This window comes from Micromonospora citrea, assembly GCF_900090315.1.
Taxonomy (GTDB): domain Bacteria; phylum Actinomycetota; class Actinomycetes; order Mycobacteriales; family Micromonosporaceae; genus Micromonospora; species Micromonospora citrea.
In genome coordinates, this window is the sequence record NZ_FMHZ01000002.1 from 795577 (window position 1) to 814416 (window position 18840).

Sequence of the window (18840 nt, forward strand, 5' to 3'; positions counted from 1 at the left end):
AGGGTCCGCGTCGCGGTGGCGGTGTCCCCACCCGAGCCGGTCTCCTGGTCGTCGGTCAGCGCACCACGCCACCGAGCGGGGTGACCGTCCGGCTCTGCCCGTCGTAGCTGCGCCCGGCCACGAACGCGCCGGTGGGGCGGTCGACGCCGGCCACCGCCCGGGCGAGCCGGCGATCGGCGTCGCGGAACCGCAGCGCCAGACTCAGGTGCGGCAGCCAACGGCCCGGGGCGTGCCACGGACTCTGGCCCGTCGCGCCGGCGAGCACGTCCCAGACCGCCGCGTGCAGCGCCGTCAGCTCCGGCGACGGGTGGACCAGCCACACCAGCGGCGCGCTGCCGTCGAGGACCGTGATCCGATCCAGCCGTACCGGCAGCGGCACCGCCGCGTCGACCAGGGCGGTCAGCCGCTCCCGCGCGCCGGGCGGAAAGTCGTCCACCGAGGCGAGGGTCAGGTGCGGCCGGTTCGTCGGGTGGACGTTGCGGGCCAGGCTGGGCAGCCCCGCCTCGGCCAGCCGCGCCCACGCCCCGCGCACCGCCGCCTCCAGCCCGGGCGAGCAGAGCAGTTCGACCGTACGCACGCCGCCAGGCTATCGGCCGGCCCCGCCCGCCGGCCGCGCCCACCCCGGCCGTCGGCCGGCCCGCCCTCGACCGGCCGCGCCCGGCACGTCGGCGACGACCGCACCCCGCCTCGGCCGTCCGGCCGGCCCGCCTCGTCGTCGTCCGGCCGGTTCCCGCCCGGCCACCGGGCCTGGCGCCGGGCGGCCCGTCAGAGCCAGCCGTTGTCCCGGGCGGTCCGCGCCGCCTCGGCCCGGCTGGTCGCGCCCAGCTTCTGCACCGCCGCGGCGAGGTAGTTGCGGACCGTGCCGCTGGACAGGTGGGCCCGGCGGGCGATCAGGGCGACCGGGGCGCCGTCCTCGGCCAGCCGCAGCGTGTCCAGTTCCCGAGGCGTGAGCGGGCACGGCGGGATGGTCAGCGCGTCGGCGGCCAGCGCCGGGTCGACGTACCGGTCGCCGGAGTGCACCCGCCGGATCACGTCGGCGAGCGCCCCGCCGGGCGCGCCTTTGGGCAGGAAACCCCGCGCGCCGGCGGCGAGCGCGCGGGCCAGGTGCGCGGGCCGCCCCTGGCCGGTGAGGATCACCACCGCGCAGGTGGGCAGCACCCGGGTCAGCTCGGCGGCGACCTGGAAGCCGTCCGGGCCCGGCATGCTCAGGTCGACCACGGCGACGTCCGGGCGGTGGGCGAGGGCGGCGGTCACCGCGGCCGAGCCGTCGGCCGCCTGCGCCACCACCGTCAGGTCCTCCTCCAGGTCGAGCAGGGCGGCGAGGGCGGCCCGGATCAGCTCCTCGTCGTCGGCGAGCAGGACCCGGATCATGAGGCAGTCGGCACGGTCGCCTCGACGGTGAAGATCCCGTCCTCCCGGTGGGTGCGCAGCTCCCCGCCGACGGCGGCCAGCCGCTCGGCCAGCCCGCGCAGCCCGTGGCTGTGCCGGTCGGGCGCGCTGGCCACGCGCGCGCCGTCGTTGGTCACCGTCATCCGCGCCACGTCCGCCTCCTGGTCGATCTCGATCCGGCACCAGCCGGCCCGGCTGTGCCGCAGCACGTTCGTGCCGGCCTCGCGGAGCACCGCCGCGAGCTGGGCGGCCGCCTCCGCCGGCAGCTCGCCGGCGGGCGACACCACCGTGCACCGCACCCCGGAGGAACGCAGCACCTGCCCCACGGCGGCGGCCTGCTCGGCCAGGTCGACGCGGCGGTAGCCGTGCACCGTGCGGCGCAGCTCGGCCAGGGCGGTGGCGGCCAACCGCTGCGCCTCGGCCGCCTCCCGGCCCGCCCGCTCGGCGTCGGTCGGCGCGAGCCGCGCGGCGAGTTCCGCCTTCAGCGCGATGACGGTGAGGTGGTGCCCGAGCAGGTCGTGCACGTCGCCGGCGAAGCGCAGCCGTTCCTGTGCCGCGGCGAGCCGGGCCTGGGCGAGCTGCCCCCGGCCGGCCTGGACCAGCATGTCCCAGAACCACACCTGGAACCCGTTCACGGCGGCGAGGCCGAGGCCGATGCCCCCGCTGACCACCACGGAACGGACGACCGGCGTTCCGGTCGTCGTCGCCACCGCCGCGGCGACGGCCACGACGGCCGCCGCCACCGGCGGCACCGCCCGGAACCGGGCGACCAGCGGCACCGCGCCGACGAGCGACGCGCCCAGCCAGGCCCAGGTGGGCCATGCGCCGACCGCGACCGGCGCCGCCAGCGGCACGCTCAGCGCCGCCACGACGGCGAACGCCACCCGGCACCGGCGGCGGGCCGTGTCGCGCACGTCCGGCGTGACCGCCACGTAGACGGCGCCGGCCAGCACCACGGCGACCGCCCCGAGCCCCACCGCGCCGAGCGCCACCCGCGGGCCGGCCGGCTCGCGGGTCAGCCCGATCGCCGGCAGGGCGAGGGCGGAGGCCGTCCCGACCGCGAGGGAGACCAGCGCGCCGGCCCGCGCCCGACGCATCCGCCGGTCCGCTCCGGTCACCGTCGGGTCGAACGCCACGGTCCGAATGGTAGGGCCCGGGACCGACGCCGCCGTACCGCCGAACGCACGGGCCGGCCGTGCGTTCCGCCCGGTCGACCGGTGACACGGCGCGGGTGCCTCCAACGGCGGCGTGGCCGCAGGCTCGACGGCATGACCGAGACGATGACGAACACCAGCCCGAGAGCGCCGCACGCCGGTCACGCCCGTCCCGACCGGCCGCGCGCCGCGCTGGTGCGGCACCTGCTGGAGATGGCCCTGGCCATGATCGCCGGAATGGTGCTGCTCGGGCCGCTGCGGACGGCCGTGGGCGCCGCGGTCGGCCTCGCCCCCGCGTTCGAACGACCCGACGTCGGGGCCCTGCTGATGGCGACGGACATGAGCGTCGGCATGGCGGTGTGGATGCGGTACCGGCGGCACTCCTGGCCCGCCGTCGGCGAGATGACCGCGGCGATGTACCTGCCGATCCTGGTGCTGCTCGTACCCTTCGAGGCCGGGCTGCTCGGCGCGGACGCCCTGCTCGTCGGCGGGCACCTGCTGATGCTGCCGGCGATGGTGCTCGCGGCGCTGCGCCGGCGCGACGAGTACGCCCGCCACCCGGCCGACGCCCCCGCGGTCGCGCGCCACCGGCTGGTCGCGGCGCTGGCGCGGCGCTGGCCGACCGGGCTCGCGCTGCTGCTGACGCTGGAGATGCTCCTCTCCCCGGCGGTGCCCCCGGCGCCGATCCTGCTGGTGCTGCCGGCGGCGTACCTGGTCATCGGCGCGGTGCGCGGACGGTTGGGCGGGCCTCGGATGATCGCCCTCCAGCTGGCCGGGCTGGTCGTCTGGTCGGCGCTGGCCCTGGCCGCCCTGACGGTCGACGGTGCGCTGGCCGGCTGGCTGGTGGCCGCCGGCTGGCTCGGCCACGCGGCCTGGGACGTGGCGCACCACCGCGCGAACCGGGTCGTCCCGCGCGGCTACGCCGAGTGGTGCGCGGTCTTCGACACCTGCGTCGGGCTCGCCGTCGTGCTGGCCGTGCTGGCCCGGTGACCCCCGCCCGGACGGGTCGCCGGCTCGGGGCGGCGACCCCTCCGGGCGGGCTGTTGTGCCGGTCGGCGGAATCGCCGGCCGGCGGTGATGAAAAGCTTGCCGTATGAGTTCCGCACCCGTACGGCACGACCCACCGACCGACCCCTCCCCGGACGCCCCCGACGAGGCGACCGCCTTCGCGGATCTCGGGCTGCGCGCCGAGCTGCTGGGCGCGCTGTCCGCCCTCGGCTACGAGGAGCCCACGCCGATCCAGCGGGAGGCGATTCCGCCCCTGCTCGCCGGCCGGGACCTGCTCGGCCAGGCGGCGACCGGTACGGGCAAGACGGCCGCCTTCGCCCTGCCGCTGCTGCAGCGGATGCCCGACGACCGGCCCGGCGACCCGCTGGCGCTGGTGCTGGTGCCGACCCGTGAGCTCGCGGTGCAGGTGTCCGAGGCGTTCCACCGCTACGGCAAGGACCTCGGCGCGCGGGTGCTGCCGATCTACGGCGGGCAGCCGATCGGCCGGCAGTTGCGCGCCCTGGACGCGGGCGTGGACGTCGTGGTGGCCACGCCGGGCCGTGCCCTGGACCACATCGCCCGGGGGACGCTCAACCTGGGCTCGCTGGCCACGGTGGTGTTGGACGAGGCCGACGAGATGCTCGACATGGGTTTCGCCGAGGACATCGAGGCGATCCTGGAGCACGCGCCGGAGCAGCGGCAAACGGTGCTGTTCTCGGCGACGATGCCGGCGCGCATCGACGGGCTGGCCCGCAAGCACCTGACCGACCCGGTGCGCATCCTCATCGCCCGGGAGCAGCCGGTGGCCGGCGAGGCGCCCCGGGTGCGGCAGAGCGCGTACATCGTCGCCCGGGGGCACAAGCCGGCGGCGCTGGGGCGGGTGCTCGACGTCGAGTCCCCCACCGCGGCGATCGTCTTCTGCCGCAGCCGGGAGGAGGTCGACCGGCTCACCGAGACCATGAACGGCCGGGGCTACCGGGCCGAGGCGCTGCACGGCGGGATGAGCCAGGAGCAGCGCGACCGGGTGATGGGCCGGCTGCGCACGGGCACCGCCGACCTGCTGGTGGCCACCGACGTGGCCGCCCGTGGGCTGGACGTCGAGCAGCTCACCCACGTGGTCAACTACGACGTCCCGTCGGCGCCCGAGTCGTACGTGCACCGCATCGGCCGGGTGGGTCGGGCCGGGCGGGAGGGCGTGGCGATCACCCTCGCGGAACCGCGCGAGCACCGGATGCTCAAGACCATCGAGCGGGTCACCGGCCAGCGCATCACCATCGACAAGATCCCGACGGTGGCGGACATGCGTACCCGGCGGCTGGAGCTGACCCAGGGCGCGCTGCGGGAGAGCCTGCTGGAGGACGACCTCGACCCGTACCGGGCGATCGTCGAGTCGCTGACCGACGAGTTCGACCTGGTGGAGGTGGCGCTCGCGGCGGTGAAGCTGGCGCACGAGGCGACCTCGCCGGGCTCGGACGACGAGGAGGAGATCCCGCAGGTCCCGGTCCGGGGCCCGCGCGAGGGCCGGCCGGAGGGCGGCGGCCGGGGCGAGCGGCGCGGCGGCGCGCGCCCGCGTACCGGGGGGACCACCCAGGTCTTCATCGGGCTGGGCCGGCGCGCCGGGGTGCGCCCGCAGGACCTGGTCGGCGCGATCACCGGCGAGACCGGGGTCAGCGGCCGGGACATCGGGTCGATCGAGATCGCCGACCGGTTCTCGCTGGTGGAGGTGCCCCACTCCGTCGCCGACGAGGTGATCGCGGGGCTGCGCGGCAGCACCATCAAGGGCCGCAAGGCGACCGTACGCCGGGATCGTGACGGCGACGGGGGCGGCGAGCGCCGCTTCGACGGGGCCGACCGGCGCGAGCGCCGCTTCGACGGGCCCGACCGGCGCGAGCACCGCGACCGCGACTTCGACCGGCGCGAGCGCCGCTGACGCACCGACGACGCACCGCCGTCACCGGCGTCGGCGCTCCGCACGGGGTTCGCGGCCACCGGCGCCGACGCACCGACGAGGCCCCCGCCATTGCCGGCGTCGGCACTCCGCAAGGGGTTCGCGGCCACCGGCGCCGACGCACCGACGAGGCCCCCGCCGTTGCCGGCGGGGGCCTCGTCCGCGTTGGTTGCGGGGGCGGGCTCGCGGTGAGGGCCGTCGGGGACAGGCGGGGGTGGCTCAGTCTGGTGTCTCCTCGGCCACCCGTTCGGCGTGCTCCTGCTGCACGGCGCGGGCGGTGCCGAGGAAGTCGATGATCGTTTCGAGTTGTCGCTGGTCGTAGCGGGCCAGCGCGCGCAGGCCGGCCTCCCCGACGGGCCGGTAGATGCTCCGCTCGGCCGCCCGGGCCGCGTCGGTCGCCTCGACCAGGACCCGACGCCGGTTAGCGGCGTCGCGGGTGCGTGCCACCAGGTCGGCGCGTACGAGCCGGTCGATGACCGTGGTGGTGGCCGCGGGGCTCAGCCGCAGCGCCGCCGTCAGCTCGCCGGCCGTCACCGGTCCACGGCCGAGGACGACGTCCAGCGCCCGCAGGTCGGTGCGGTTGATGCCCAGCCGGCCGGCGGCCGCCTCGTCGAAGGCGTCGAAGCTCTGCTGCAGCAGCCGGATCTCTCCGGCCACCCGGGACATCAGCTCATCTTTCGACATTCGAAACTTCCTGCTAGCTTAAATTTCGACAGTCGAACTTTAGCAGGGAGCGACCATGACCGAGAACGACCGCAGGGAGATCCGCGAGCTCTTCGACCAGCTGCTGCGGGCGTGGACCGACAACGACGCGACCGCGTACGGCGCCTGCTTCACCGAAGACTCCGACTACGTGTCGTACGACGGCACCCGGGCGGCCGGGCGGGCGCCGATGCAGGACGCGCACGACCGGCTCTTCCGCGGCGTGCTCGCCGGTTCCGCGCTCGTCGGCGAGGTGGAGTCGATCCGGGCGGTGACCCCCGACGTGGCGATCGTGCACGGCACCGGCTCGGTGCTGATGCCCTGGCGTTCGCGCCTGCCGCGCCGCCGGCTGTCCCGGCAGACCCTGGTCGTGGTGCGCACGGCCGACGGGTGGCGGTGCACCGCGCTGCACAACGGCCGGGTCCGCCCGGTGCGCATCCCCCCGCCCGGCTCGGCGCCCGCCCGGCTGTCGCAGGCCATGGGACGCGGCGCGCGCCGGCTCGGGCTCGGCCGCACCGGCGCCACCGCCTGACAGGGGGGGGAGCCCCTGCCGTCCGCCGCGACGACAGGGGCTCCCCCACGCGCCGGCCGCACCGGCGCACGCACCAACCGGCTCAGGCGACCGCGAGCGCCGGGCCGTCCAGCGACTCGGTGTCGGCGTCGGCCGGACGCAGCGCCAGGGCGAGCACGTCGGCGACGTCGGCGAGGGTGTGGACGGTCAGCGCGTCGCGGACCTCGGCGGGCAGGTCGTCGAGGTCCGGCTCGTTGCGGGCCGGGATGATCACCTCGGTCAGGCCGGCCCGGTGCGCGGCGAGCAGCTTCTGCTTGACCCCGCCGATGGGCAGCACCCGGCCGGAGAGGGTCACCTCGCCGGTCATCCCGAACTCGGGTCGTACGGGCCGGCCGCTGGCCAGCGACGCCAGGGCGGTGACCATGGTGATGCCGGCGCTGGGGCCGTCCTTGGGCACCGCGCCCGCCGGCACGTGCAGGTGGATCCGCCGCCCGGCGAGGGCGTTGGGGTCGAGCCCGAGCCGGCGCCCGTTGGAGCGCAGGTACGACAGCGCGATGTGCGCCGACTCCTTCATCACGTCGCCGAGCTGGCCGGTCAGGGTCAGCCCCGGCTCGCCCTCCATGCTGGTCGCCTCGATGAAGAGCACGTCGCCGCCCGCGCCGGTGACGGCCAGGCCGGTGGCCACGCCGGGCACCGCCGTGCGCTCCGCCGACTCCGGGGTGAACTTCGGCCGCCCCAGATAGGTGGCGAGGTTGCCGGTGTCGACGCGGACCGGGGCCGGGTCGGTGGCCAGCGCCACCGCGACCTTGCGGAGGATCTTGGCCAGCGACCGTTCGAGCTGCCGCACGCCGGCCTCCCGGGTGTACTCCCCGGCGATCCGGGCGAGGGCGTCGTCGGCCACGGTCACCTCGTCGACGGTCAGTCCGGCCCGCTCCCGCTGCCGGGGCAGCAGGTGGTCCCGGGCGATGGCGACCTTCTCCTCCTCGGTGTACCCGTCCAGCGTGACCAGTTCCATCCGGTCCAGCAGCGGGCCGGGGATCGCCTCGACCACGTTGGCGGTGGCCAGGAAGAGCACGTCGGACAGGTCGAGGTCGACCTCGAGGTAGTGGTCGCGGAAGGTGTGGTTCTGGGCCGGGTCGAGCACCTCCAGCAGGGCGGCGGCCGGGTCGCCGGAGTAGCCGGCGGCCAGCTTGTCGACCTCGTCGAGGAGCACGACCGGGTTCATCGAGCCGGCCTCGCGCAGGGCCCGCACGATGCGGCCGGGCAGCGCGCCGACGTAGGTGCGCCGGTGGCCGCGGATCTCGGCCTCGTCGCGGACGCCGCCGAGGGAGACCCGGACGAAGTTGCGGCCGAGCGCGCGGGCGATCGACTCGCCGAGGCTGGTCTTGCCGACGCCGGGCGGGCCGGCGAGGGCGAGCACGGCGCCGGAGCCGCGCCCGCCGACCACGCCGAGGTTGCGCTCGGCGCGGCGGTTGCGCACGGCGAGGTACTCAAGGATGCGGTCCTTCACGTCGGCCAGGCCGGCGTGGTCGGCGTCGAGCACGGCGCGGGCCGCGGCCAGGTCGGTGTCGTCCTCGGTACGCGTGCTCCACGGCATCTCCAGCACCGTGTCGAGCCAGGTGCGGATCCAGCCCGCCTCCGGCGAGGCGTCGCTGGCGCGTTCCAGCTTGCCGACCTCGCGCAGCGCCGCCTCCCGTACCTTCTCGGGCAGCTCGGCGGCCGCCACGCGGGCCCGGTAGTCGGCGGAGCCGTCCGGCTCGTCCTCGCCGAGTTCCTTGCGGATGGCGGCGAGCTGCTGGCGCAGGAGGAACTCCCGTTGGGACTTCTCCAGCCCCTCGCGCACGTCGGTGCTGATCTGCTCGGCGACCTCCTGCTCGGCCAGGTGGTCCTTCACCCAGCCGACGAGCAGTTCCAGCCGGGCGGTGACGTCCGGCGCGGCGAGCAGCTCGGTCTTCTGGGCGAGGCTGAGCCAGGACACGTAGCCGGCCGAGTCGGCCAGCTCGGAGAGGTCGGTCATCCGCTCGATCGCGTCGATGACCTGCCAGGCGCCGCGCTGTTGGAGCACGGACGTCATGAGGGCGCGGTACTCGCGGGCGAGTTCGCGGGCGCGGCCGGCGGGGGCGGGCTCGTCGAGTTCGGTCGCCTCGACCCAGAGGGCGGCGCCGGGGCCGGGCACGCCGGAGCCGATCCGGGCGCGGGACAGGCCGCGGACGACGGCGGCCGGTTCGCCGCTGGGCAGCCGGCCGACCTTCTCGATGGTGGCGACCGCGCCGACGGGGCCGTACTCGCCGTCGAGGCGGGGCACGGCGAGCAGCTTGCCCTCGCCGGTGGCGCGGGCCGCGTCGACGGCGGCCTGGGTGGTCGGGTCGAGGGTCACCGGGATGACCATGCCGGGCAGCAGCACGGCGTCGGTCAGGGGAAGTACCGGAAGAGTAGCCATCGAACACCTGCTATCGCGTTGAGTTGAGCGTGTCCAACTCAAGTAACAAAGCGTTCCCCTTGTTCCGGAGTGTGACCCAGACCACCTTCGCGCCCGGCAGCGTGCGGCGGGAACAGCAACACAGCGACAAGGACAGCAAGCCGAGCGAGGGCTCGGCCTTCGCGCCCGGCGGCGCGCGGCGGGAACAGCAACTGCTGCGCCCGCCGCCGGCCGTCCTCGACGACTGGGCGGCGCTGCCGGCGGAGCCGCCGCTGCCGGGCCGGGCGAGCCCGGTCGACCTCGATCCGGAGGAGCAGCGCCTCCTGCGGGCGATCGCCGCAGGGCGCAGCACCGTGGAGATCGCCGAGCAGATGCACGCGTCGGAGCGCACGGTGAGGCGGATGACGGCTGCGCAAGCTGCGGGTGTCCAGCCGGGCCGACGCGGCGCTCGCCGGCCGTGCCGGCCTGGTGGGCGATTGAACACCGGCGGCTTTGCGGGCCGCCTGGGCCGTTTCCGCGCGATAACGCGACCCGCCGAAATGAAAACGAGGCTTATTGTTGCGCAATTGCCGTGGGATAGGTCAAACTTTGACCACACCCCGCCCCACACAGGGAGTAATTGGCGATGGCGAGAAAAGTAATCACGGTTCTGACCGACGACCTCGACGGCGGAAAGGCCGACCGGACCGTCGAGTTCAGTCTGGACGGCGTGGCCTACACCATCGACGTCTCCGACGAGAACGCGGGCGTGCTGCGTAAGGCTCTCGATCCGTACATCACCGCTGGCCGGCGGATCGGTCGCGGCGCCGTCGACGCGTCGCGGGCAACCCGTCGGGCCGGGGCGGGCAGCTCGGGAATGGACCGCGAGCAGAACCGCGCCATCCGGGAATGGGCCGTCAAGAACGGCTACAAGATTTCCGAGCGCGGTCGCATCCCGGTCGAGGTCGTCGAGGCGTACAAGAACCGCTGATCCGGGCTGCCGGGTTCACGCCCGCGTCCACGCGGGGTCACGCTGCGGAATCGGCGGGGCCCCGTCGCCCATTTCCACGGTCGTGTCATTCGCCCGACGCCTCCGGCAGTGGACGCATTCGCCGCCGGCCCACGCATTGGTCGACGGCCGCCCAGGTGATCATCGCCACGATCGCGCCCCGACGACCCGGGACCGTCGCACCCTCCGAGTGTAATGAGCGTCAGCCCTATCGGGCATTACGCGAACAGTCGGGGGTGGCGCATGACGCAGTGGTGGGGCCAGACGGCAGGCGGGTTGCCTCGCACGTTCTGGTATCTCTGGACGGCCACCCTGATCAACCGGCTGGGCAGCTTCGTCGCCATCTACCTCGGCGTCTACCTCGTCTCGGTGCGGGACTTCAGCCCCGCGTACGCCGGAGTGGTGATCGGGTTGCACGGGGCCGGCGGCGCGGCCGGGGGCGTGCTCGGCGGAATGGTCGCGGACCGGTGGGGGCGGCGGCCGGCGATGCTGGTCGGTAACGTGGCCGCCGCGGCGGCGGCCCTGTCGCTCGGCCTCAGCGGCCACCCGGCGGCGGTCGCGACGCTGACCCTGCTGCTCGGAGTCTTCCTCGGCCTCGCCCGGCCGGCCTTCACGGCCACGATCATCGACGTGGTGGGCGAACGCGACCGGCTGCGCGCCATGACGCTGAACTACTGGGCGGTCAACATCGGGTTCGCCATCGCCGCCACCGTCGCCGGCCTGGTGGTCCGGGCCGACCCCCTGCTGCTCTTCGTGATCAACGCGGCGGTGCTGCTCGGCACCGCCGCGTTGATCGGCCTGAAGGTCCCCGAGTCACGCCCCGCCGCGATCACCGTCGGGCAGCTCGGCCGTGCCGACTCCGGCGGGCTCGGCACCGTGCTGCGCGACCGGGTCTTCCTGACGTTCACCGCCCTCACCGGGCTGGCGTGGCTCTGCATCCAGGGCAGCGTGATGCTCCCGGTGGCGTTGCAGGCCGACGGGCTGCCGGCGTCGGCGTACGGGCCGGTCATCGCGGTCAACGGGCTGATGATCGTGCTTGGGCAGCTCTTCGTGCCGCGGCTGGTCGGCCGCTTCGACCGGTCCCGCACCATCGCCGTCGCCGTCGTGGTGGTCGGCGTCGGCTTCGCGCTGACCGCGCTGGCCGACGCCGTCTGGTTCTACGCGCTCACGGTCGCCGTCTGGACACTCGGGGAGATGCTGATGACCCCGGCGAACTCGGCGCTGACGGCGGACCTGTCGCCGACGGCGCAGCGCGGCCGCTACCAGGGGATCTACTCGCTCGGGTACGCCTTCGCCAGCTTCGCGGGGCCGACCCTCGGCGGGCTGGTCGCCGCCTGGTCCTCCACCGACGCCCTCTGGCTGGGCCTGTTCGGGCTGGCCCTGCTGGTGGCCGCCGGCAACCTCCTCGCCGCCCGGCCCCGCGCCCGCCGGATCGAAGCCCTGCGGGCCGGCGCGACGCCGGCAGCCGCCCGGGAGGCGGCGCTGGTCTGAGCCGGCGGCCGGGGCCACCCGACACACGGCGCCGGTCTCCACCAGTGGCCGGGACCGCCCGACAGACGGCGCCGGTCTGAACGGCGCCCCTGGCCGGCCGGGAGGCGGATCTGAGCCGGCGGCCGGGGCCGCCCGGGGAGATGCCCGGCGGCCCCGCGCCGGCTCACTTGACGTCGATGCGCACCACGTCGAAGGCCGGGGTCTGGTTGGCCCGTTCCATCATCGGCACCCGGTGCGAGCCGTCGCCGGCCCAGACCGCGCACTGGGCGACACCGGATTCGGGCAGCCCGGGGATCTGGATGGTCACCTCGTCGGGCTCGGCGCCACCGCGGCTGTCCTCGGTGGCGACGAAGAAGGCCGGGACCTCCTGCGGCTGCGGCGGCTGCCGGAGGCTGTCCAGCATCCGGCAGGCGGTGTGGAAGTGGCCCCGCACCAGCCCCTGCTCGTTGAGCAGCGAACTCTCCACGTAGTAGCCGCCCTGGCCGGCGGCGAGGAAGCGGTCCCGGACCAGGTTCCGCGTCGCCACCCGGAGGGTGAACGGCTGGTTGGCGTTCACCTCGCCGGGAAAGTCGGTGATCAGCAGCGACGGGTTGTTGGCCGCCGCGCCGACCTCTCCGAACGCGGTGCTGACGCAGCGGTTCCCGTTCTGGAAACCGTCGTGGGGCCGCAACCGGCTCTCGTCGCAGTCGTTCGCGATCACACCCAGCCCGGCGCCCGGCCCGCCGTTGTCTCCACCATTGCCGTTTCCGCCGCCGTTGCCGCTTCCGCCGTTTCCGCCGCCGTTGTTGCCCCCGCCGTTGTTGCCGCCCCCGCCGTTGTTGCCGCCCCCGCCGTTGTTGCCGCCCCCGCCGTTGTTGTTGCCGCCTGTCGGGGCCACCTGGCACTCGGCGAGCCGGGCCAGGCCCTGCGGCCGGGGACCCACCCGGTCGATCGCGATGGTGATCCGCTCCAGCGTGGCCCGGCGCTTCCCGGCCAGCGGCCGCAGGATCGCGTCGCGGACGAAATCCTGCCCCCGGCGGCCCTCGGCGGCCAGCCTCCGGTCGGCCTCCGCGATCTGGGCCTGCAGCAGGCTCAGGTTCCGGTCGACCTCGGCCCGCGCGCGGTCGGGCACCCGCGGCAGCCGACCGGCCACGTCCGGACAGGCGATCGCCGAGCCGCCGTTGTCGGCCCCGCCTGCCCGGGTCTGCTGGCACTCGGCGAGCGACTGCTGCCCGTCACCCCAGTGGTTGCGCACCCACCGGCCGTCCTGCCAGGTCCTGGTGGTGCCGGATCCGCTCGGCGCGGTCGCCCCGGGGCTCGGCTCCACGCAGGCCGCCGAGGCGGGCCTGGCCGAGGTCGACCGCCGGTCGTGGGCCGACGACATCTGGGTCACGGCGACGACTCCACCGAAGACGGCGAGCGTGCCGACCACGGCCAGCAGCCGCTTGCTCCGCGCGTGCCCGGATGACCGGCGCGCCCGTGTGGACCTGCGCATCGAATTGCTCTCCTTCTCGATCCGGTAGTTGATTCCAGACCTCGGCGGACCGACGGAAATGACATGGCACACCCCGACGGAGGTCGCCGCGGCGGACCGTTGGCACGTCGATTGGCGACGATGCCCTTTCCGCACCGTCTTCCGCGCCGCGCGGCGCGAACGGGGAAATCCTGTCCATTCCCGCAGGAGTACGGGACGACAGCCGTGAAGGTTCAACGCGCATCGCAGAATCCGCGCCGCCGGCCAGGGCCGGGACGGGTGGGTTCGCGCCGTCGGTCGGCCCGGACGGCTCAGTCCGCGCAGAGGTGCGCGAAGGCGAACCCGTTCGTCATCTCGCCGTGCCGCGACTCCAGCCGCCGGATCTCGGCGAGCAACTCGTCTCGGGGCGTCAGGGCCGGCTCGGCCGTCTCCAGGTCACGCAGCCGCTCACCGACGGCCATCGCCGCCAGGTCCTCGGCCAGGCGGGCGGGGTCCACGCCGACGGAGAGGCGTTCCTCGCGTACCGTCACCCGCTCCACCAGGCAGGCGCCGGGGCGCACCTCGACCCAGCTCCACCCCTCGGCCGGCCCGCCCCGCCAGTTGACGTGCAGCCCGCGGACGATGGGGTCCGCCAGCCGCCGCGACACGTACGCGTCGATGGTCGCGGCCCTGGCCAGGGCGCCGAGGTCGTTGACGTGGCCGGTACGCCCGTCGGGGAGCCGGCCGAGGATGTCGCGGAACCCGACCGGGAGAGCGTCCCCCGGCTCCGGTTCGCCGGCGCCGATCGCCGTGTAGGCCCTCGCGTCGATCACGTACGACACGATCGACCGCCCGTGCTCGTCGGCCCGCAGCGTGGGCGACCCGATCCGCAGCACCGCCAGGCCGACCGCCTCGGCGACCACGCTCTTCAACCGCTCGGCGCGCTGCCCGGCGGAGCCCGCGGGCGCGACCGGACCGATCTCGACGGCGAAGACCGGGCGGGCCGTGTCGGCGGCGCAGACGACGAAGTCGTAGCCCTCCCGGGTGGCGGTGCTCCACTGGTGGCCGGTGACCCCGGTCGGGCGGCGCTGCACGAGCTCGCCGAGCCGGCGGGCGCCGTGCACGAGCTGGCCGGCCCGGGTGAGCAACGGGCCCCGCCCGCCGTCCCCGGGTATCACGCGCAGCCAGGAACCGTCCCCGCCACCGGTGCTCGTCATCCGCCTGATCCGTCCGTCCTGCCGTCGACGCGGGCCGACCCGTCGGCCGGGGCGAGTCTAGGCCGTCGATCATGGCCGGTGGCGCGGCGGTGGCGCGGCGGGACGGGCGCGAAATCCGGTTGAGCCGCCGGGATCGCGCCGCTGTGATGGGCCACGTGACGATGTTCCTGGGCACCGACCGGCTGGTGCTGCGCGAGTTCACCCGCGACGACGCGGAGCTGCTCGTCGAGCTCGACGGCGACCCCGAGGTGATGCGGTACCTCACCGGCGGGCGGCCCACCCCGCCGGAGGCGGTCCGGGAGCGGATCCTGCCCCGGATGCTCGAGCACTACCGCCGACCGCCGGGGCTGGGCTGGTGGGCGGCGCTGCGCCGGGGTCCGGGCGAGTTCCTGGGCTGGTTCGAGTTCCGTCCGGTCCGCGACGGCGACGTCCGCGAGGTGGAGCTGGGCTACCGGCTGCGGCGGGCGGCCTGGGGCGGCGGCCTCGCCACCGAGGGCTGCCGGGCGCTGATCGCGAAGGGCTTCACCGAGCTGGGCGTGGAACGGGTGACGGCGAACACGATGACGGTGAACACGGCGTCCCGCCGGGTGATGGAGAAGGCCGGGCTGCGCTTCGTGCGCACGTACGTCGAGGACTGGCCGGAGAGGATCGACGGGTCGGAGCACGGCGAGGTCGAGTACGCGCTGACCCGGCAGCAGTGGCTGCGACCGGACGCCGGGCAGGTCCGCCCGTAGCCCGCCTCCCCGGCGGGTCGCCCGGCGCCGACCAGTCCTCTCCGCGCCGCTACTCGGCGCCCGTCACCAGCCCCTCGATGGTGTGCCACTGCGGGCCACGGCCGACCGCGCCGTCCGGGCCGGCGCGGGCCTCCCGGAAGGCCGCCGCGATGTCCTCGCCGACGCGGTCCACCCACTCCACCGGGAAGGCGCCTCGACAGGCGGTGATGTCGGGCAGGGCCGGGGCGAGGCATGATCGACCTCGAAGCCGGGAGGTGCGTGGGTTGCGTGTCGTGTCGCTGGTGCCGTCGCTGACCGAGGCGGTGACGCTGACCCTGCCCGGGGCCCTGGTCGGCGCCACCGACTGGTGCACCCACCCGGAAGGGCTGGACGTCGCGCGGGTCGGCGGCAGCAAGTACCCCGACCTGGACCGCGTGCTCGCGCTGCGGCCCGACCTGGTCCTGCTCAACGTCGAGGAGAACCGCCGAGCCGACGCCGACGCGCTGGTCGCGGCCGGCGTGCCGGTGCGGGTGACCTACCCGCGGACCGTCGACGAGGCGCTGACCGAGCTGGCCGACCTGCTCCGCGAGCTGGGCGCCCCGGCCGAACCGGAGTGGCTGCTCGCGGCCCGCCGGGCCTGGGCCACCCTGCCGGCCTCCCCGCCGCCCCGCCGGGCGGTGGTGCCGGTCTGGCGTCGCCCGTGGGTGGTGCTGGGCGCCGACACCTTCGCCGGGGACGTGCTGCGTCGGCTCGGCGTGACCAACCTCTACGCCGACGACCCCGAACGCTACCCGCGACCGAGCCTCGACGAGCTGCGCGCCCGCGAGCCGGAACTGGTGGTGCTGCCCGACGAGCCGTACCGGTTCACCGCCGAGGACGGGCCGGAGGCGTTCCCCGGCGTCCCCTGCGCCCTGCTCTCCGGGCGGCACCTCACCTGGTACGGGCCGTCCCTGGCCGCGGCGCCCGCCGTACTCTCCGCCCAGCTCGCCGACCCCGTCGTCCGGCCGGGCTGACCGCCGGCGACCCACCGGGCGTGCCCTCGCAGGCGGGGCAGGTCGACAGCGCCGGCGGCGTGGCCGGCGAGCGACCGGCCCGCCCCACGACCGCCGACGCCCCGGGCGTGCCACCAGCGCCATCCAGACCCACGCGACCAGCAACGCCCTCCCCGTCGCGCCGCTCCCGGTCGGGGTCAGCGGCCGGCGTGCCGGAGGCGCTCCCGGCGGGCGGCGAGCACGCTCCAACCGATCGCGACGGACAGGGTCAGCACCACCACCGCGAGGGTGAGCCAGACCGGCAGCTTCCCCACCGGCGTCTCGGCCAGGATGAGCTTCACCCCGGCGAAGGCCAGCAGCAGGGCCAGCCCGTACCGCAGGTAGCCGAAGTGGCGCAGCAGCCCGGCCAGGCAGAAGTAGAGGCTGCGCAGCCCGAGCACGGCGAACGCCGTCGCCGTCCAGACCAGGAACGTGTCGGTGGTGATGGCCAGGATCGCCGCCACCGAGTCGATGGCGAAGACCACGTCGGTGGCCTCGATGGCGACCAGCGCGACCAGCAGCAGGGTCGCCCGGCGTCGCCCGCCGATCCGGACGGTGAACCGGCCGCCGTGGTGGCGGGGCTCGGTGGGGACCATCCGCCGGAACAACCGGACCGCGAGGTTCCGTTCGGGCTCGACGTCCGGCTCGCCGCGTACCGCGAGTCGCCACCCGGTCCAGATGAGGAACGCGCCGAGGACGACGCCGGCCCAGGCCAGCCGTTCCAGCAGTTGCGCGCCGGCGAGGATGAAGACCAGCCGGAACGCGAGCGCCCCGACGACGCCCCAGAAGAGCACCTTGTGCTGGTAGCCGGCGGGCACCCGGAAGTACCCGAACAGCAGCGCGAAGACGAACACGTTGTCGACCGAGAGGGCCTTCTCCAGCAGATACCCGGAGAAGTACGCGCCGGCCGGCTCCCCGCCGCGCCAGAGCCAGACCACCAGCCCGAAGGAGAGCCCGGCGCTGATCCACACGCCGCTCCACACCAGCGCCTCGCGCAGTTCGATGACGTGGTCGTCACGGTGGGAGAACATGTCCACGGCCAGCATGACGGCGATGACCGCACCCACCGCCGCCCAGGCCCACAGCGGCGCCGCGAACGTCGCCTCGTCCACCCGGCGCCCTCCGCATCCACGACGGTGGTCCCGCCTGCCACGGCCGACCCGACGACCCCGGCACGGGCACGGGCACCGCACGCGGGGCTCGGCGGCGGAACCCGACCGCGTCCGCCCCGAGCCTAGGCGAGCCGCCCGCCGCCCGGCGGCGGTCCGGGCAAGTCGCGCGCGTCGACCGCGACGGGGCACGCCGACGGGTCCCGCCGGTGGCGGGACCCGTGCCCGGCCGTCAGGCCACCGGGGTCACCCGGCCCGCGTCCAGCTCGACGAGGCCGGTGTCGTCGACGTCGTACGCGATGGTGCTGGTGACCGTGACCACGCCGCTGACCTGTCCGGCCAGGCGGGCCGCCAGCTCGGCCGCGCTGCGCCGGTCCAGCCGGCCGTCGAGCGTCACCTCACCGTCGCGCACCTGCACGGTGACCAGTCCGTCCCGCACCGCGAGCACCCGGCGCAGCACCTCCTGCACGACGTCCTCGCGGATCTCCGCGTCGGTGCGCAGGTGCACCCGCAACAGGTCACCCCGGGTGACGATGCCGACCAGGCGGCCCAGGTCGTCGAGCACCGGCAGCCGCTTCACCGAATCCCGATCCATCTGCCGGGCGGCGGCGGTGACGGTCGCCCCCGGCCAGGTCGTCACCGGCGGCGCGGTCATCAGGTCCCGGGCCAGCAGCGCGTCGGCCTTCTCCCGGGCGGTGCGCCGGCGCCGCCCCTCGAAGATGCGCCGCTCGTCGGGATGGCCGGCCCGCTCCACCTTGTGCAGCAGATCGGACTCCGACACCACGCCGAGCACCCGGCGGAACCCGTCCACCACGGGCACGCCGCTGATGCCCCGGCGGACCAGCGCGTCGACGATCTCGCGGTACGGGGTCTCCTCCCCCACCCACGCGACGTCCCGCGTCATCACGTCGCCCACCTGCCACGTCCTCATCACGACCTCCCTGCCGTTGTCACCTGCGACGGTATGGCCGCGCCGGTCCGCCCCGTCAGGGCCGCGCGACCGGGTCGACACGGCCGAGCGGACCGGTGCGGCGGGGGTCCAAGGTCCCGGCCCGACGGGGCCCGGTCGGCCCTGCCCACGGGCCGCCGACAGGCGTCCAATGGAGATGCCACCGGAAAGCGCGGTGCGAGGCACACGAAGGGACGTGGAGACAATGACCGCGACGATCGAGCGGGCCACCGCCAAGAACATCGCTCCGGCGGCGCAGACCTGGCACATCGGCGAGACCACCCGCGAGCGTGCCACCCGGTACGTCTTCGCCGGCATCCGGATCGCCCTCGGCTGGACCTTCCTCTGGGCCTTCCTCGACAAGGTCTTCGGCCTGGGACACGCCACCGAGGCGAAGAACGCCTGGATCAACGGTGGCAGCCCCACCAAGGGCTTCCTGACCTTCGGCGCGGCCGGCCCGTTCAAGGACTTCTACAACGGGATCGCCGGGGCCGCCTGGGCGGACGTGCTCTTCATGACCGGTCTGGCCGCGATCGGCGTGGCGCTGCTGCTGGGCATCGGGATGCGGGTGGCGGCCGTCGCCGGCGCGGTGCTCTACGTGATGATGTGGACGGTCGTCCTGCCTCCCGAGAACAACCCCTTCATGGACGACCACCTGCTCAACGCGGCCCTGCTGGTCGGCCTCGCGCTGATCAACGCCGGTGCCACCCTGGGCCTGGGCGCGACGTGGGCGAAGCTTCCCGTCGTCCAGCGGTTCCCCTGGCTCCGGTGACCTGACCGGCACCTTCCCCCAGCGGGCG

At 75.1% G+C, this 18840-nt stretch carries 18 protein-coding genes and 1 pseudogene; 9 read left to right on the plus strand and 10 right to left on the minus strand.

The features are described from left to right. Positions 1-55: 55 nt before the first annotated feature. From GA0070606_RS33130 to GA0070606_RS03845, 3 genes are all read right to left on the minus strand, one after another. The gene (locus tag GA0070606_RS33130) at positions 56-577 is read right to left on the minus strand and encodes a 2'-5' RNA ligase family protein (RefSeq protein WP_091095133.1); all 522 of its coding nucleotides are present in this window, start codon (positions 575-577) and stop codon (positions 56-58) included. A gap of 188 nt (positions 578-765) precedes the next feature. Beyond that, positions 766-1371, minus strand: coding sequence for a response regulator transcription factor (locus GA0070606_RS03840; protein WP_091095135.1), 606 nt, complete (start codon positions 1369-1371; stop codon positions 766-768). Continuing rightward, positions 1368-2525, minus strand: coding sequence for a sensor histidine kinase (locus GA0070606_RS03845; RefSeq protein WP_245724558.1), 1158 nt, complete (start codon positions 2523-2525; stop codon positions 1368-1370). The genes GA0070606_RS03840 and GA0070606_RS03845 overlap by 4 nt, the downstream gene beginning before the upstream one ends. Positions 2526-2657: 132 nt before the next feature. On the opposite strand from GA0070606_RS03845, the gene GA0070606_RS03850 reads away from it, so the two are divergent. Together GA0070606_RS03850 and GA0070606_RS03855 are read left to right on the plus strand one after the other, a co-directional pair. Next, positions 2658-3533 (plus strand): hypothetical protein, encoded by an 876-nt coding sequence (locus GA0070606_RS03850; RefSeq protein WP_245724559.1) that lies wholly within the window; start codon positions 2658-2660, stop codon positions 3531-3533. Between the two features lie 103 nt (positions 3534-3636). After that, positions 3637-5367: pseudogene (locus GA0070606_RS03855) on the plus strand (DEAD/DEAH box helicase); the annotation flags it as partial. Between the two features lie 330 nt (positions 5368-5697). Here GA0070606_RS03855 and GA0070606_RS03860 read toward each other — a convergent pair. Next, positions 5698-6162: a MarR family winged helix-turn-helix transcriptional regulator gene (locus tag GA0070606_RS03860; RefSeq protein ID WP_091095137.1), complete on the minus strand. Its 465-nt coding sequence runs from the start codon at positions 6160-6162 to the stop codon at positions 5698-5700. A 55-nt stretch (positions 6163-6217) separates the two neighbouring features. Between GA0070606_RS03860 and GA0070606_RS03865 the strand changes: the two genes are divergently transcribed. Further along, entirely contained in the window at positions 6218-6712 is a 495-nt protein-coding gene (locus GA0070606_RS03865) for an SgcJ/EcaC family oxidoreductase (RefSeq protein WP_091095139.1), read from the plus strand. A gap of 82 nt (positions 6713-6794) precedes the next feature. Here the strand turns inward: GA0070606_RS03865 and lon are convergent, their stop codons facing one another. Further along, positions 6795-9131 carry an endopeptidase La gene (gene lon / locus GA0070606_RS03870; RefSeq protein ID WP_091095141.1) on the minus strand — a complete coding sequence of 779 codons (2337 nt, stop codon included), beginning with the start codon at positions 9129-9131 and terminating at the stop codon, positions 6795-6797. 71 nt (positions 9132-9202) lie between these two features. On the opposite strand from lon, the gene GA0070606_RS03875 reads away from it, so the two are divergent. From GA0070606_RS03875 to GA0070606_RS03885, 3 genes are all read left to right on the plus strand, one after another. Continuing rightward, positions 9203-9751: a LuxR C-terminal-related transcriptional regulator gene (locus tag GA0070606_RS03875; RefSeq protein ID WP_245724560.1), complete on the plus strand. Its 549-nt coding sequence runs from the start codon at positions 9203-9205 to the stop codon at positions 9749-9751. Then, on the plus strand, positions 9736-10080 hold the full coding sequence (locus GA0070606_RS03880; RefSeq protein WP_091095143.1) for a histone-like nucleoid-structuring protein Lsr2: 345 nt from the start codon (positions 9736-9738) through the stop codon (positions 10078-10080). Before GA0070606_RS03875 ends, GA0070606_RS03880 begins: the two co-directional genes overlap by 16 nt. Positions 10081-10341: 261 nt before the next feature. Beyond that, complete coding sequence (locus GA0070606_RS03885; protein WP_245724561.1) at positions 10342-11589, plus strand: MFS transporter; 1248 nt, start codon at positions 10342-10344, stop codon at positions 11587-11589. Positions 11590-11752: 163 nt separating this feature from the next. Here GA0070606_RS03885 and GA0070606_RS03890 read toward each other — a convergent pair whose 3' ends face one another. Together GA0070606_RS03890 and GA0070606_RS03895 are read right to left on the minus strand one after the other, a co-directional pair. Next, positions 11753-13063 (minus strand): hypothetical protein, encoded by a 1311-nt coding sequence (locus tag GA0070606_RS03890; protein ID WP_091095145.1) that lies wholly within the window; start codon positions 13061-13063, stop codon positions 11753-11755. A 290-nt stretch (positions 13064-13353) separates the two neighbouring features. Next, the gene (locus GA0070606_RS03895; protein ID WP_091095147.1) at positions 13354-14238 is read right to left on the minus strand and encodes a PDDEXK family nuclease; all 885 of its coding nucleotides are present in this window, start codon (positions 14236-14238) and stop codon (positions 13354-13356) included. Between the two features lie 161 nt (positions 14239-14399). Here GA0070606_RS03895 and GA0070606_RS03900 point away from each other — a divergent pair, with 161 nt between their 5' ends. Next, entirely contained in the window at positions 14400-14972 is a 573-nt protein-coding gene (locus GA0070606_RS03900; RefSeq protein ID WP_245724905.1) for a GNAT family N-acetyltransferase, read from the plus strand. 49 nt (positions 14973-15021) lie between these two features. On the opposite strand, the gene GA0070606_RS33655 is transcribed toward GA0070606_RS03900, so the two are convergent. Further along, positions 15022-15153, minus strand: a complete 132-nt coding sequence (locus GA0070606_RS33655) for a hypothetical protein (protein ID WP_281190569.1) — start codon at positions 15151-15153, stop codon at positions 15022-15024. An 82-nt stretch (positions 15154-15235) separates the two neighbouring features. On the opposite strand from GA0070606_RS33655, the gene GA0070606_RS03910 reads away from it, so the two are divergent. Then, complete coding sequence (locus GA0070606_RS03910) at positions 15236-15964, plus strand: helical backbone metal receptor (RefSeq protein ID WP_091095151.1); 729 nt, start codon at positions 15236-15238, stop codon at positions 15962-15964. A gap of 176 nt (positions 15965-16140) precedes the next feature. Here GA0070606_RS03910 and GA0070606_RS03915 read toward each other — a convergent pair whose 3' ends face one another. Together GA0070606_RS03915 and GA0070606_RS03920 are read right to left on the minus strand one after the other, a co-directional pair. Next, a complete protein-coding gene (locus GA0070606_RS03915; protein ID WP_218106132.1) occupies positions 16141-17028 on the minus strand; it encodes a TerC family protein in 888 nt (295 codons plus the stop codon). A 295-nt stretch (positions 17029-17323) separates the two neighbouring features. Then, complete coding sequence (locus GA0070606_RS03920; RefSeq protein ID WP_091095154.1) at positions 17324-18022, minus strand: CBS domain-containing protein; 699 nt, start codon at positions 18020-18022, stop codon at positions 17324-17326. Positions 18023-18236: 214 nt separating this feature from the next. On the opposite strand from GA0070606_RS03920, the gene GA0070606_RS03925 reads away from it, so the two are divergent. After that, entirely contained in the window at positions 18237-18812 is a 576-nt protein-coding gene (locus GA0070606_RS03925) for a DoxX family membrane protein (RefSeq protein ID WP_176737231.1), read from the plus strand. Positions 18813-18840: the final 28 nt, after the last annotated feature.

What these genes read in the sequence shown, in the direction of transcription:
- GA0070606_RS03840 (WP_091095135.1), bottom strand. Translation starts at nt 1,371, where the DNA reads ATGATCCGGGTCCTGCTCGCCGACGACGAGGAGCTGATCCGGGCCGCC.
- GA0070606_RS03850 (WP_245724559.1), top strand. Translation starts at nt 2,658, where the DNA reads ATGACCGAGACGATGACGAACACCAGCCCGAGAGCGCCGCACGCCGGT.
- GA0070606_RS03860 (WP_091095137.1), bottom strand. Translation starts at nt 6,162, where the DNA reads ATGTCGAAAGATGAGCTGATGTCCCGGGTGGCCGGAGAGATCCGGCTG.
- GA0070606_RS03865 (WP_091095139.1), top strand. Translation starts at nt 6,218, where the DNA reads ATGACCGAGAACGACCGCAGGGAGATCCGCGAGCTCTTCGACCAGCTG.
- lon (WP_091095141.1), bottom strand. Translation starts at nt 9,131, where the DNA reads ATGGCTACTCTTCCGGTACTTCCCCTGACCGACGCCGTGCTGCTGCCC.
- GA0070606_RS03880 (WP_091095143.1), top strand. Translation starts at nt 9,736, where the DNA reads ATGGCGAGAAAAGTAATCACGGTTCTGACCGACGACCTCGACGGCGGA.
- GA0070606_RS03885 (WP_245724561.1), top strand. Translation starts at nt 10,342, where the DNA reads ATGACGCAGTGGTGGGGCCAGACGGCAGGCGGGTTGCCTCGCACGTTC.
- GA0070606_RS03890 (WP_091095145.1), bottom strand. Translation starts at nt 13,063, where the DNA reads ATGCGCAGGTCCACACGGGCGCGCCGGTCATCCGGGCACGCGCGGAGC.
- GA0070606_RS03895 (WP_091095147.1), bottom strand. Translation starts at nt 14,238, where the DNA reads ATGACGAGCACCGGTGGCGGGGACGGTTCCTGGCTGCGCGTGATACCC.
- GA0070606_RS03900 (WP_245724905.1), top strand. Translation starts at nt 14,400, where the DNA reads ATGTTCCTGGGCACCGACCGGCTGGTGCTGCGCGAGTTCACCCGCGAC.
- GA0070606_RS03915 (WP_218106132.1), bottom strand. Translation starts at nt 17,028, where the DNA reads ATGCTGGCCGTGGACATGTTCTCCCACCGTGACGACCACGTCATCGAA.
- GA0070606_RS03920 (WP_091095154.1), bottom strand. Translation starts at nt 18,022, where the DNA reads ATGAGGACGTGGCAGGTGGGCGACGTGATGACGCGGGACGTCGCGTGG.